This window comes from Pararhizobium sp. LjRoot235 (genome assembly GCF_964254145.1).
GTDB lineage: Bacteria > Pseudomonadota > Alphaproteobacteria > Rhizobiales > Rhizobiaceae > Pararhizobium.
In genome coordinates this window covers 3108269-3120642 of record NZ_CAXUSP020000001.1, presented here as the reverse complement: position 1 = coordinate 3120642, position 12374 = coordinate 3108269, and the positions used below count along the sequence as shown (strand labels likewise).

The following is a 12374-nucleotide window of genomic DNA, read 5'->3' as shown; positions in this document are numbered from 1 at the left end:
CAAGCTATCAGGAAAGGGCAGCAGTTTTCGGCACAATAGGACAGGGGCCTTAACTTTTTCTGAACTTGGGGACGAGCGTCGACCCACCCGCGGCGGAGACAACCGACACGCGAGTGCGTTAACCATAACCCACGAAAACGGGGCCGCTCGGATTGGCACTTCCTTCATTTTTCACCATTATATTAATGATCTATTAACCGACGAGGTTCGAGTGTCCCAATCCAATATTGCGTTCGACGGCGAAAGCCTGATCACCCCCCAAGCCATCATCACTGAACTCTCTTCCTCCAAAACCGATCGACACGACGAGCAACTGGCAACAGCGAAAGCTGAACTTGCGCTCGTGCTGGCAATTGCCCTGCGGCAGATCGAAGAAGCCCGGGACCCGGCACAGACCGTCAAGCGGCTTATCGGCGCGCTGCATGAGACGCGTAACAAGTTCGAGCCGAGCGTCTGGCAGGCGCTGATCCCGATCGTGCAGAGCCATCCGTCGGCGAAGTTCTTTCAGCAGGATCCGTTCACGCGCTGGTCTTTCGAGAAGCCGCGCGGCTATTCCGGCGATGCGAGCCTGATCGACTTCATCTATGGCCACCCCGCCGTTGCGCACGAAGTCGCAAAGTCCACGCCGCTTGGACTCGGGATTTATGAATATACCAGGAACGCCCCGGGCCCGGTCGCGGTCAGGGAGCGGCGGGACATCCTGACCCGCTACGTTGACGAGATCGCCGCGGAAAAAGGCCCCGAAACCGAGATACTCACGGTCGCCGCCGGCCATCTGCGCGAAGCCGACAGCTCGGTCGCGCTGAAGGACGGGCAGATCAAGCGGTGGGTCGCGCTCGATCAGGATCCACTCAGCATCGGGTCGATCACGCGGGATTTCCAGGGCACCTGCATCGAGGCGATCGATGGCTCGGTCCGTGGACTGCTCAGCAAAAAACATCAGCTTGGCAAGTTCGATTTCATCTATGCCGCCGGTCTCTATGACTATCTTGCCGACAAGGTTGCGGTCAAGCTGACGCAGACCTGCATGGACATGCTGAAGCCCGGCGGCGTCTTCCTCTTCGCCAATTTCGCGCAGGACATGGCCGACGACGGTTATATGGAGTCCTACATGAACTGGGCGCTGCTCTTGCGCTCGGAGGCGGACATGTGGAACGTCATCAATTCGAGCGTCGAGCGCAACAGCGTTGACGCAAGCGTCTGGTACGGCGAGAACCGGAACATCGTCTACGGCACGATCAGGAAGCGTTCGTGAACGATTGCGGTCAGTGGCCTGCTGCACGCAGCGGGCCACTCAGACTGCTGACAAACCCTGAAAGCGGGTATTGGCCACCCTTTCTCCGTCATCCTCGCCCTTGTGGCGGGGATCCAGCGACCCGACGTCTGTCGGGTCAAAAGACCTTCAGCCCAACGACTTGGGCTAGCTGGATTCCTGTGACAAGCACAGGAATGACGGAGGTTTGACTGCCGCTTAATGTCCCCAATGACCTGCCGATAATATGACTTTGTCCGCATCTGAATGGCCTGCTGAATGCAGCGGGCCATTTTTGCATGGGTTCAGAAGATCCCGGCCGCAGCCATACCGGTCTCACACTCTCTGGTACGGAGAGCCGCTGACGGGCTTTCTGTGTTCAGATCGGGGCCGGGAACTGGCGGTGCAGCCGCCCGATTCCCTTCAGCACCTCGGCCGACAGCCTGACATCCTTGGCGCCGATATTCGTCTTCAGCTGCGCCATGCTCGTCGCGCCGATAATGACCGAGGTCATGAAGGGGCGGGTGAGGCTGAAGGCGAGCTGCATCTGGGCAAGGTCGAGGCCGTGGGCGCGGGCGAGCCCGGCATAGGCGGCGACGGCTCCTTCCTGGTATTCGGTATAGCGGCCGCCGAGGTCGCCGTTGATGCTGAGGCGGGAGCCTTCAGGGCACGCACCGTTGAGATATTTGCCGGTCATGAGGCCGGCGGCAAGCGGCGAATAGGCGAGCAGGCCGATGTCCTCGTGGTGGCTGACTTCGGCAAGGTCGAGATCGAAGGCGCGGTAGAGGAAATTGTATTCGTTCTGGATCGAGGCGATGCGCGGCAGGCCGTGTTCCTCGGCAAGCGACAGCATCGTCATTGCGCCCCAGGCGGTGTCGTTCGACAGGCCGACGGCGCGGATCTTGCCCGCTTTCACGAATTCTCCAAGCGTTTCGAGGAGCGCCAGAAGCTCGGCCGGCACCGTGGTCCTGTCCTGTTTCGACGGAGTGTAGTTCCAGGCATTGCGGAAGTGGTAGTGGCCGCGGTTCGGCCAGTGCAGCTGATAGAGATCGACATAGTCCGTCTGCAGCCGTTTCAGGCTTTCGTCGAGCGCAATCCGCATGGTGGCGGGGCTCATGGGGCTGCCGCCGCGGATATAGGGACGTCCGGGGCCTGCGACCTTGGTGGCGACGACGACGTCATCGCGTTTTCCGCGCGCCTTCAGCCATGTGCCGATATAGGCTTCGGTGCGCCCTTGCGTTTCGGCCGAAAGCGGCGTCACGGGGTAGAGCTCGGCCGTGTCGATGAAGTTGATGCCTTGCCCGAGGGCATAGTCCAATTGCTCGTGGGCCTCGCTTTCCGGGTTCTGGCTGCCCCAGGTCATGGTGCCGAGGCAGATTTCGGAAACGGTGATGCCGGTGCGGCCGAGTGTCTTGTAGTGCATGGATGTGCCTCGATCTTGTTTGGCGGCGAATGTAGAGGCTGTTTGTTGCAGCGCAAGAGAAAAGCGCGCGTCCCCATGCACAGATGGGGTCGAAGGCCGCTCAAGCCTTGACTCGGGCGCAAGGAATGTGAATGGAAAGGAAAATTGAAGGGAAGGACATATCCCATGGCAATCGCATTCACATTTCCCGGACAGGGCAGCCAAGCGCTTGGCATGGGCAAGGACCTGGCCGATGCCTTTCCGGAGGCCGCAGCCGTCTTTGCCGAGGTCGACGAGGCGCTCGGCGAAAAGCTCTCCGACATCATGTGGAACGGCCCGGAAGAGACGCTGACGCTGACGGCAAACGCCCAACCGGCGTTGATGGCGGTCTCGATCGCGGCGCTGCGCGTGATGGAAGCCAAGGGGCTCGATCTGATATCCAGGGTCGCCTATGTCGCCGGCCATTCGCTCGGCGAATATTCCGCACTCTGTGCCGCCGGAACCTTCTCGCTTGCCGATACGGCGCGACTTCTGCGCATCCGCGGCAACGCCATGCAGGCGGCGGTTCCCGTCGGCAAGGGCGCGATGGCGGCGATCATCGGGCTTGAGCATGGCGACGTCGACGCGGTTTGCGCGGCCGCCTCCGCGCTCGGCTCATGCCAGATCGCCAACGACAATGGTGGCGGCCAGCTGGTGATCTCAGGCGAAAAGGCCGCGGTCGAAAAGGCGGCGATGCTTGCGACCGAGAAGGGCGCCAAGCGCGCCATCCTTTTGCCTGTGTCCGCGCCCTTCCATTCGGCGCTGATGACGCCCGCGGCAGACGCCATGCGCAAGGCGCTGTCGACGGTTGCGAAGAGCAATCCGGTGGTGCCGCTGATCGCCAATGTGCGGGCAGCGCCGGTGACGGATGCAGGCGAGATCGCCAGCCTTCTGGTCGAGCAGGTTACCGGCCAGGTCCGCTGGCGCGAGACCGTCGAGTGGTTCGCTGCGAACGGCGTGACGACGCTGTACGAGATCGGCTCCGGCAAGGTGCTGACCGGTCTTGCCCGCCGCATCGACAAGACGGTGACCGGCATCGCCGTCAATTCCCCCGCCGATATCGACGCGGCGCTTCAAACTCTGCTCGCCTGAGCCGAAACCATAAGGATCAAGACCATGTTCGATCTGTCTGGCCGCAAGGCTCTCGTTACCGGCGCATCCGGCGGCATCGGCGAAGAGATCGCCCGCATCTTGCATGCGCAGGGCGCCATCGTCGGGTTGCACGGCACCCGCGTCGAAAAGCTCGAGGCGCTCGGCAACGAGCTCGGCGAGCGCGTCCACCTGTTTCCGGCCAACCTTGCCGACCGGGCCGCCGTCAAGGCGCTCGGTGAAAAGGCCGAGAGCGAGCTCGGTGGCGTCGATATTCTCGTCAACAATGCCGGCATCACCAAGGACGGCCTGTTCGTGCGGATGAGCGACGAGGACTGGGACGCGGTGCTGGAAGTCAACCTGACGTCGGTCTTCCGGCTGACGCGCGAGCTGACCCATCCGATGATGCGCCGTCGCCATGGTCGCATCATCAACATCACCTCGATCGTCGGCGTCACCGGCAATCCGGGGCAGGCCAACTACTGCGCTTCCAAGGCGGGCATGATCGGCTTTTCCAAGTCGCTCGCCCAGGAGATCGCCACCCGTAACGTGACGGTCAACTGCGTCGCCCCCGGCTTCATCGAGAGCGCCATGACCGGCAAGCTGAACGACAAGCAGAAGGACGCCATCATGGGCGCCATCCCGATGAAGCGAATGGGCACCGGCGCCGAAGTTGCCTCCGCCGTCGCCTATCTGGCGTCGAACGAGGCTGGTTATGTCACCGGCCAGACGATCCATGTGAATGGCGGCATGGCAATGATCTGAAGGCGGCAAAACGCCTGCGCTGCCGCGTTTTCGCGTTAATCGAAGGGGCGGGGCGGAAATACCGGGAATTGCGTGTTGACCAAGCCATTCCCGGCCATTTTCGGACTTTGCGACAGACTTAAACCGTGTTAAGCGGGCCATGACTGTGCGCAGTCGATCGGAAGATATGAGGCACCCGCCGTCTTTTGCAGTGCGTGGTCTGCCGCTCTTGCGGTTGAAGAGATTGCCGGGGTGATCGTCTTGATCTCTCTGGCGTTAATAGGGTACCGATGTCAGAACGGCATCGTTGAGAAAAAACAAAGGTCGAGGAATCCGACATGAGCGACGTAGCAGAACGCGTAAAGAAAATTGTTATTGATCATCTTGGCGTCGATGCCGAAAAGGTTTCGGAAGGCGCAAGCTTCATCGACGATCTGGGCGCGGACTCGCTCGACACCGTCGAACTGGTCATGGCATTCGAAGAAGAGTTCGGCGTCGAAATCCCCGACGATGCAGCCGATTCGATCCTGACGGTCGGCGACGCTGTCAAGTTCATTGAAAAGGCACAGGCCTGATATCAGGTCGTGCAGGGCGGGGCGCATCGCGGCCCGCCTTCAAGTCCCCTGGCGGGGCATGCTCTCTCTTTCTGGGGAGCAATATGCGCATTTAAGGAAAGTCTGGTGGCTTCCGTACCTGATCGCGCGATATGAACATCACGGAAATGGATGTACGGGTCCGGTTTTTAGCATGTGGTCCGGTCCGGTTCTGGAATTAACAGGCAGGGTGGATCACGGGTTATGAGACGTGTCGTTATCACCGGTACCGGCATGGTATCTCCATTGGGTTGTGGAACCGAGATCACCTGGTCGCGGCTTCTTGCCGGAGGAAACGCCGCCCGCAAGGTGACTGAATTCGAAGTCGAAGACCTGCCTGCGAAGATTGCCTGCCGCCTGCCGTTCGGCGATGGCACCGATGGCACTTTCAATCCCGATAATTGGATGGAGCTGAAGGAACAGCGCAAGGTCGATTCCTTCATCATCTATGCCATGGCCGCAGCCGACATGGCACTGGCGGATGCCGACTGGCATCCGAAATCCGACGAAGACCAGATCGCCACCGGCGTCATGATCGGTTCCGGCATCGGCGGTCTCGAAGGCATCGTCGATGGCGGTATCACGTTGCGCGACAAGGGTCCGCGCCGCGTTTCCCCCTTCTTCATTCCCGGCCGTTTGATCAACCTCGCCTCCGGTCAGGTGTCGATCCGCCACAAGCTGCGCGGCCCCAACCATTCCGTCGTCACGGCCTGTTCCACCGGCGCTCACGCCATTGGCGACGCAGCCCGGCTGATCGCGCTCGGCGACGCCGAGGTGATGGTCGCGGGCGGCACGGAATCGCCGATTTCGCGCATCGCGCTTGCCGGCTTTGCGGCCTGCAAGGCGCTGTCCACCCAGCACAATGACGATCCGCAGAAGGCGTCGCGCCCCTATGACAAGGATCGTGACGGTTTTGTCATGGGCGAGGGCGCAGGCATCGTCGTGCTCGAAGAACTCGAGCATGCCCAGGCGCGAGGCGCCAAGATCTATGCGGAAGTTGTCGGCTACGGCCTCTCGGGTGATGCCTTCCACATCACCGCGCCGGCGGAAGATGGCGACGGGGCGTATCGCTGCATGCAGATGGCGTTGAAGCGCGCCGGCCTGACGGCTGCCGATATCGACTACATCAACGCGCATGGTACCTCGACAATGGCGGACACGATCGAGCTTGGCGCCGCCGAGCGCGTCCTTGGCGAACATGCCTCCAAGGTTTCGATGTCGTCGACCAAGTCGGCGATCGGCCATCTGCTCGGTGCCGCCGGTGCGGTGGAGGCGATCTTCTGCGCGCTGGCGATCCGCGACAATGTCGCGCCGCCGACGCTCAATCTCGACCATCCTTCGGTTGAAACGAAGATAGATCTGGTGCCGCATGTGGCGCGCAAGCGCGAGATCAATGTCGCTCTGTCGAATTCCTTCGGTTTCGGCGGCACGAATGCCTCCCTCGTTCTGCGCCGCTTTGGCTGATTTCATCGTTCACGGTGCCGCACCGACAGCGGCCCGTGTCCTTCGATGTCAGCGCTTCTCCTCTGTCCGATGCTGTAATTGCATCCGTTATCCAGCTTTTGCCGCATTGCTCAGTTCAAACGTGCAATAGGAACGATTTGCGGCCGATGACCGGGGAGCCAGACGCTGGTCATGCTGACACAAGGCGAATGGGATAGGTTCGCTATAGTCGTGATGAAATGATTCTCTTTCCTGCTTCTCTTCTGGAGTTCGCATCAGGGATTGAGACGTGCAGGATGCGAACTCCAGAATCAGGACACTCGTGAACGACGCAAACGAAAACAGCGCAGTGCCTTTCGGCCGCAGCGAGGCCGGAAATAACGGCCCGATCATTCCGAAATCGGCGAGCGAAGCTCTTCGTCCCGAAAAAGTGCCGCAGCCGCCGAAGCGGTCGCGCAAGGCGAAAAGCCAGGTCGTCATCTTTCTGAACTTCCTGATGACCGTTATCGTCTGCCTGACGGTCGCCGCCGCCGCGACGGTTTACTATGCCATGACGGCTTACGAGGCTAAGGGTCCGCTGACGGCAAACACCAATTTCATCGTGCGCAACGGCGCCGGCATCCAGGAGATCGCAGGCAGCCTCGAGCGCAACAATATTGTCTCCGACGGGCGTGTCTTCCGCTTCATGTCGGAAGCCTATCTGGATGACGACACGCTGAAGGCCGGCGAGTACGAAATCAAGGCTGGCTCCTCCATGCAGGAGATCATGCAACTGCTGAAGTCCGGCAAGTCGATCCTCTACTCCGTGTCGCTTCCCGAAGGCCTGACCGTCAGGCAGATGTTCAGCAAGCTGAGCGCGGATCCCATACTCGAAGGCAATCTGCCTGCAGAGTTGCCCGCCGAAGGCACGTTGCGCCCGGATACCTATAAATTCTCGCGCGGTACCAAGCGCAGCGAAATCGTCGCGCAGATGGCCGCCGCGCAGAAGGCGCTGGTCGATCAGATATGGGATCGTCGCGGCCCGGACCTGCCGGTTTCCAGCCGTGACGAGTTCGTCACGCTCGCGTCAATCGTGGAGAAGGAAACGGGCATTGCCGACGAGCGCTCGCGTGTCGCCTCCGTCTTCATCAACCGGCTGGAAAAGGGCATGCGCCTGCAATCCGACCCGACGATCATCTACGGCATCTTCGGCGGCGACGGAAAGCCCACCGACCGGCCGATCCTGAAATCGGACCTCGACAAGCAGACGCCCTACAACACCTATCTGATCAAGGGCCTGCCGCCGACACCGATCGCCAACCCCGGCCGCGCGGCGCTCGAGGCGGTTGCCAATCCGTCGCGGACATCGGATCTCTATTTCGTTGCCGACGGCACAGGCGGGCATGTGTTCGCAGCCACGCTCGACGAGCACAACAACAATGTCCGGCGCTGGCGCAAGCTGGAGGCCGAGAAGGCCGCTGCGGCTGCCAAGGCGGCAGAACCAGTGGCCGTCCAGGAATAATCAGTGCGACGCTTGTGGATGATACGGCTCCGGCGCGCTTGACCCTTGCGGTCAACGGCGTCGGAGCCGTACACATTCATGCACTGTTTCAATAGTTCCGCGCGCGTTTCGCGAGCCAATTCCGGCCAATGTGCCGCGGACCCAGGGAGAAGACCATGCCGTTGCAATCCATGACCGGATTTGCCCGCCGCGAGGGAACCTCCGGGCGCTATCGTTGGGCGTGGGAACTGCGCTCGGTCAATGGCAAGGGCCTCGATCTGCGGCTGCGGCTGCCGACCGGCACCGAGCATCTGGAAACCGAGGTGCGCAAGCTCGTCGCGGCGAGCATTTCGCGTGGTAACATGCAGATCAATCTAACCGTCAGCGCCAGCGAGGCGGGCGTCGAGACGGTGGTCAACCACACTGCGCTGGCCGCTGTCCTGTCGCTGCGCGAGCAACTGCGTGACGTCATCGACCCGGCACCGTTGCGCCTCGACACGCTGCTCTCGATCCGCGGTATCGTCGATTTTCGTGAGCCGGAAGAACGGGAGGGGGAGCGCACCGCTCGCGACAGCGAGCTCCTGGCAGGCCTGCGGCTGGCGCTTGCAGACATCGCCGCCATGCGCGAGACGGAAGGGGCGGCACTCTGCCAGGTCCTGCTCGACCAGATCGAAGCGATTGGAATGCTGACCCGCCAGATCGAAACGGACCCGTCGCGCAGCCAGCAATCGATCGCTGCGCGGTTGGCGCAGCAAGTGGCCTTGGTGTTGGATGGCGGCTTGACGATCGATCAGGATCGACTCTACGGCGAGGTGGCGCTGCTTGCGGCGAAGGCGGACATCCGCGAGGAGATCGACCGGTTGCGCACGCATGTCATCGCTGCCCGGGATCTCTTGAAAAAGGGCGGACCGGTCGGACGGAAACTCGATTTCCTTTCCCAGGAATTTAACCGCGAATCGAATACGATCTGCTCCAAATCGAATGCCGCGACGGTGACTGCTGCCGGCATCGAACTGAAGGTCGTCATCGACCAGTTTCGTGAACAGGTCCAAAATCTGGAGTGACCATGAGCCCCGCCAGCCCACCATCCACGAAAGCCATTCAGCGCCGCGGCCTCATGCTGGTGATCTCCTCACCCTCCGGCGCCGGCAAGTCGACGATCGCGCGAAACCTGCTCGAAGCCGACCCGCAACTGAGCATTTCCGTCAGCGTGACGACGCGCAAGCGCCGCCCGAGCGAGATCGAAGGCCGTCACTACTTCTTCAAGTCGATCCGCGAGTTCGAGGGCCTGCGCCAGACCGACGCGCTTCTGGAATGGGCCGAGGTCCACGGCAATTTCTACGGCACGCCGCGCGACGCGGTGGAAGAAGCCATGGCCGAAGGCCGCGACATGCTTTTCGACATCGACTGGCAGGGCGCCCAGCAGTTGCAGGAGAAGATGGGCGGCGATGTCGTATCGATCTTCATCCTGCCGCCGTCGATGGCCGAGCTGCAGTCGCGCTTGCATCGCCGCGCCGAGGATACGGAAGAGGTCATTGCCACCCGGCTCGCCAATTCACGGTCCGAAATCGAGCACTGGATCGAATACGACTATATCGTCGTCAACGAGGACCTCGACAGCGCGTTTGCCTCCGTCCAGGCCATCGTCGAGGCCGAGCGCCTGCGCCGCGACCGGCGTCCGGGCCTGTTCGAGTTCGTCAATAGGCTTTTGACCGAGACGCCGAAACTCTGACGGGTCAGGGGATGTAGAAGAGAGTCGTCAGATAGCCGGCGGTATGCAGTTTTTCCAAGAGCTCGACGGCTGGGAACAGGGCAACTAGGCAGATCGCATCACGAAACGTTGTCGTGAGCGCGGCCGTCGAGAAGGTGACTTCGGATTCGCTCCTGTACCGACGGAAATTCGGCCAGAAAAGTGGCGTGTCGGCGGCATAGGCATTGTAGGCGTCAGCGAATTTTCCGTGCAGGTGCGCTGCCTCTCGCAGGGCGGTAGCATGAAAGATCAGGAATGCCACGCTGACGAGGACCGCGGTGATCAGCAAAGAGCCAAACATGAAGCCGATGCCGGTCACTCCGATGAGCGAGAACAGGTAAAGCGGATTGCGGCTGATGGAATAGGGACCATCTGTGATCAGCCGACTGTTCTTGTGAGATCCGATATAGAGAATGCTCCAGAGCCGCCCGAGGATGGCTGTGAAGAGAAGAACCAGGCCGGCGATTTCCATCGGTTCGTGAACGCTGCTGCCTTCACCCCAGAGCGGCATGCTGACGAGGAAGGCTGCCAGAAAGGCCGTGGCGAGAAGCCAGAGCGCATAGAGGCGCATTTTCTGGTTGAACGGAGCGGGTTGCGATGCCGAGTGCATGTCGAAATTTCCTTTGGACGCACGCCTGTACCTTCGATCTTGCGCGATCGAGATTCCTCCGGCCATCTTGGGGTATTTTTGCGACAAATTTGAGAAGCGGCCTGCACCACTAAAGGCAATTGGCGAGCCGGCAGAATTCTTCGACGGAAAGCGTTTCGGCACGCCGCTGCGGATCGATGCCGGCCTTGGCGAGCAAGGCTTCGCCGCCGATCGACTTGACGCTTTGGCGCAGCATCTTGCGGCGCTGACCGAAGGCGGCCATCGTTACCTTTTCGAGGTTAGCAGCAGAGCAGGGGATGGGGTTGTCGAGCGGTTCCAGATGGACCACCGACGAGGTCACCTTGGGCGGCGGCGAAAACGCCTGTGGCGGCACGTCGAAGGCCATGCGGGCATTCGTCCGCCAACCGCAGAGAACCCCGAGCCGACCATAGTGGTCGTCGTCCGCCTCCGCCACGATCCTCAAGCCAACCTCGCGCTGGAACATCAGTGTCATCGACTGGTAGAAGGGCGGCCATGCCTTCGGCAGCAGCCAGTTGACCAAAAGTTGCGTGCCGACATTGTAAGGCAGGTTGGCGATGATCCTGATCGGGCCATCGCTTGCGAGATCTTCGAAATCGATCTTCAGCGCGTCGCCCTCGATCACTTCCAGGCGACCGGGATAGTGATCGGCGATCTCGGCGAGCGCGGGCAGGCAGCGGCTGTCCCGTTCAACTGCAATCACCTTTTTGGCGCCGAGCGACAGGATGGCGCGGGTCAGGCCACCGGGTCCGGGGCCGACTTCGATGACCGTCACGCTATCGAGCGGGCCGGCGGTGCGAGCGATCTTCTGAGTGAGGTTGAGGTCGAACAGAAAGTTCTGGCCCAATGCCTTTTTGGCATCGAGGCCATGGCGTTGGATGACATCGCGCAGCGGCGGCAGGCCGTCGATCGCCGCCATCAACCGTTCGCCTTTGCGGCAGTGTCAGCCAGTTCCCGAGCCATCCGCAGCGCGGCCAGCAGACTGTCGGCACGAGCGATACCCTTGGCCGCAAGGCTGAACGCTGTGCCGTGATCCGGCGATGTGCGGATGAAGGGAAGGCCGAGCGTTACGTTGACGCTGTCATCGAAGCCGAGCGCCTTGGCCGGGATCAGCGCCTGATCGTGGTACATGCAGATCGCCACGTCATAGGTTGCGCGGGCGCGATCGTGGAACATCGTATCGGCGGGCAGGGGGCCGGTGATATCGAGCCCTTCGGCCTTCAATCGGTCGATGACAGGGCGAATGATCGCATCGTCCTCGAGACCCAATGCGCCGTTTTCACCGGCATGCGGGTTAAGCCCCGCGACAGCGATGCGAGGCGAGGGAAGACCAAAACGCTGCTTCAGATCCTGCGCGGTGATCGTACATGTCCGGTAGATCAGGTCGGACGTCAGTTGGGCCGGCACATCCTTCAGCGGGATGTGGATAGTCACCGGCACCGCTTTCAGCTTCGGCCCCGCCAGCATCATGATCGGCAGCCGTTTTTTACCGGTGGCACGTTCGGCGATATCGGCGAGAAATTCGGTGTGTCCGGGGAACTTGAAGCCGGCCGCGTAGAGCACCGATTTGGCGATCGGATTGGTGACGACGGCGGAGGCGGTATTCTCCATCGCCAGCCGGACGGCAGTTTCGATGGCGTCGGTAATGGCGCCGGCATTGGCGGAATCCGGCTGGCCCGGCGTGACAGGGTTGGCGCAGGCGACCGGCAGAACCGGCAGCGCGGTCGCGAAAACGGCAATGGCTTCGGCGCAATCAGTTTCGCTGATCGCGATGTCATGGCCAAGAATCCGGGCGCGCCCGGCAAGGGCGGCGGGATCGCCGATCAGGATGAAGGGCGGCGTCCGCCAAGCCTGCCTGTTTGCCCACACGGCAAGGCCGATGTCGAGGCCGATGCCGGCCGGATCACCCATGGTCAAGGCGAGCGGCCTGTCGCTTGCTGGTGCTGTCATGACA

General features: G+C 61.5%; 12 protein-coding genes. 8 read left to right on the top strand and 4 right to left on the bottom strand.

Annotated features, from left to right (window positions below; all coding sequences use genetic code 11):
- Window positions 1-211: 211 nt before the first annotated feature.
- Complete coding sequence (locus ACSQ2Z_RS15245) at window positions 212-1255, top strand: class I SAM-dependent methyltransferase (protein WP_436081959.1); 1044 nt, start codon at window positions 212-214, stop codon at window positions 1253-1255.
- Between the two features lie 376 nt (window positions 1256-1631).
- Here ACSQ2Z_RS15245 and ACSQ2Z_RS15240 read toward each other — a convergent pair whose 3' ends face one another.
- Window positions 1632-2675, bottom strand: coding sequence for an aldo/keto reductase (locus ACSQ2Z_RS15240; RefSeq protein WP_436081958.1), 1044 nt, complete (start codon window positions 2673-2675; stop codon window positions 1632-1634).
- 165 nt (window positions 2676-2840) lie between these two features.
- On the opposite strand from ACSQ2Z_RS15240, the gene fabD reads away from it, so the two are divergent.
- The 7 genes from fabD to gmk all read left to right on the top strand — a co-directional run bounded on the left by fabD (window position 2841) and on the right by gmk (window position 9774).
- Window positions 2841-3785, top strand: a complete 945-nt coding sequence (gene fabD / locus ACSQ2Z_RS15235) for an ACP S-malonyltransferase (RefSeq protein ID WP_436081957.1) — start codon at window positions 2841-2843, stop codon at window positions 3783-3785.
- A 24-nt stretch (window positions 3786-3809) separates the two neighbouring features.
- Entirely contained in the window at window positions 3810-4547 is a 738-nt protein-coding gene (gene fabG / locus ACSQ2Z_RS15230) for a 3-oxoacyl-[acyl-carrier-protein] reductase (RefSeq protein ID WP_436081956.1), read from the top strand.
- A 317-nt stretch (window positions 4548-4864) separates the two neighbouring features.
- On the top strand, window positions 4865-5101 hold the full coding sequence (locus ACSQ2Z_RS15225) for an acyl carrier protein (protein WP_018327362.1): 237 nt from the start codon (window positions 4865-4867) through the stop codon (window positions 5099-5101).
- Window positions 5102-5323: 222 nt separating this feature from the next.
- On the top strand, window positions 5324-6583 hold the full coding sequence (fabF, locus tag ACSQ2Z_RS15220; RefSeq protein WP_436081955.1) for a beta-ketoacyl-ACP synthase II: 1260 nt from the start codon (window positions 5324-5326) through the stop codon (window positions 6581-6583).
- Between the two features lie 301 nt (window positions 6584-6884).
- Window positions 6885-8063 carry an endolytic transglycosylase MltG gene (gene mltG / locus ACSQ2Z_RS15215; protein WP_436081954.1) on the top strand — a complete coding sequence of 393 codons (1179 nt, stop codon included), beginning with the start codon at window positions 6885-6887 and terminating at the stop codon, window positions 8061-8063.
- A gap of 155 nt (window positions 8064-8218) precedes the next feature.
- Window positions 8219-9106 carry a YicC/YloC family endoribonuclease gene (locus ACSQ2Z_RS15210; RefSeq protein ID WP_436081953.1) on the top strand — a complete coding sequence of 296 codons (888 nt, stop codon included), beginning with the start codon at window positions 8219-8221 and terminating at the stop codon, window positions 9104-9106.
- Window positions 9107-9108: 2 nt separating this feature from the next.
- Window positions 9109-9774 (top strand): guanylate kinase, encoded by a 666-nt coding sequence (gene gmk / locus ACSQ2Z_RS15205; RefSeq protein WP_436081952.1) that lies wholly within the window; start codon window positions 9109-9111, stop codon window positions 9772-9774.
- 4 nt (window positions 9775-9778) lie between these two features.
- Here the strand turns inward: gmk and ACSQ2Z_RS15200 are convergent, their stop codons facing one another.
- The 3 genes from ACSQ2Z_RS15200 to pdxA form a co-directional block, all read right to left on the bottom strand.
- Window positions 9779-10402: a methyltransferase family protein gene (locus tag ACSQ2Z_RS15200; protein WP_436081951.1), complete on the bottom strand. Its 624-nt coding sequence runs from the start codon at window positions 10400-10402 to the stop codon at window positions 9779-9781.
- Between the two features lie 109 nt (window positions 10403-10511).
- Complete coding sequence (gene rsmA, locus ACSQ2Z_RS15195) at window positions 10512-11339, bottom strand: 16S rRNA (adenine(1518)-N(6)/adenine(1519)-N(6))-dimethyltransferase RsmA (RefSeq protein ID WP_436081950.1); 828 nt, start codon at window positions 11337-11339, stop codon at window positions 10512-10514.
- Window positions 11339-12370, bottom strand: a complete 1032-nt coding sequence (gene pdxA, locus ACSQ2Z_RS15190; protein ID WP_436081949.1) for a 4-hydroxythreonine-4-phosphate dehydrogenase PdxA — start codon at window positions 12368-12370, stop codon at window positions 11339-11341. Before pdxA ends, rsmA begins: the two co-directional genes overlap by 1 nt.
- Window positions 12371-12374 lie beyond the last annotated feature (4 nt).

Coding starts and splice junctions, on each gene's coding strand:
- rsmA (WP_436081950.1), bottom strand. CDS start 11,339: ATGGCGGCGATCGACGGCCTGCCGCCGCTGCGCGATGTCATCCAACGC.
- pdxA (WP_436081949.1), bottom strand. CDS start 12,370: ATGACAGCACCAGCAAGCGACAGGCCGCTCGCCTTGACCATGGGTGAT.
- ACSQ2Z_RS15240 (WP_436081958.1), bottom strand. CDS start 2,675: ATGCACTACAAGACACTCGGCCGCACCGGCATCACCGTTTCCGAAATC.
- gmk (WP_436081952.1), top strand. CDS start 9,109: ATGAGCCCCGCCAGCCCACCATCCACGAAAGCCATTCAGCGCCGCGGC.
- fabF (WP_436081955.1), top strand. CDS start 5,324: ATGAGACGTGTCGTTATCACCGGTACCGGCATGGTATCTCCATTGGGT.
- fabD (WP_436081957.1), top strand. CDS start 2,841: ATGGCAATCGCATTCACATTTCCCGGACAGGGCAGCCAAGCGCTTGGC.
- ACSQ2Z_RS15225 (WP_018327362.1), top strand. CDS start 4,865: ATGAGCGACGTAGCAGAACGCGTAAAGAAAATTGTTATTGATCATCTT.
- ACSQ2Z_RS15210 (WP_436081953.1), top strand. CDS start 8,219: ATGCCGTTGCAATCCATGACCGGATTTGCCCGCCGCGAGGGAACCTCC.
- fabG (WP_436081956.1), top strand. CDS start 3,810: ATGTTCGATCTGTCTGGCCGCAAGGCTCTCGTTACCGGCGCATCCGGC.
- ACSQ2Z_RS15200 (WP_436081951.1), bottom strand. CDS start 10,402: ATGCACTCGGCATCGCAACCCGCTCCGTTCAACCAGAAAATGCGCCTC.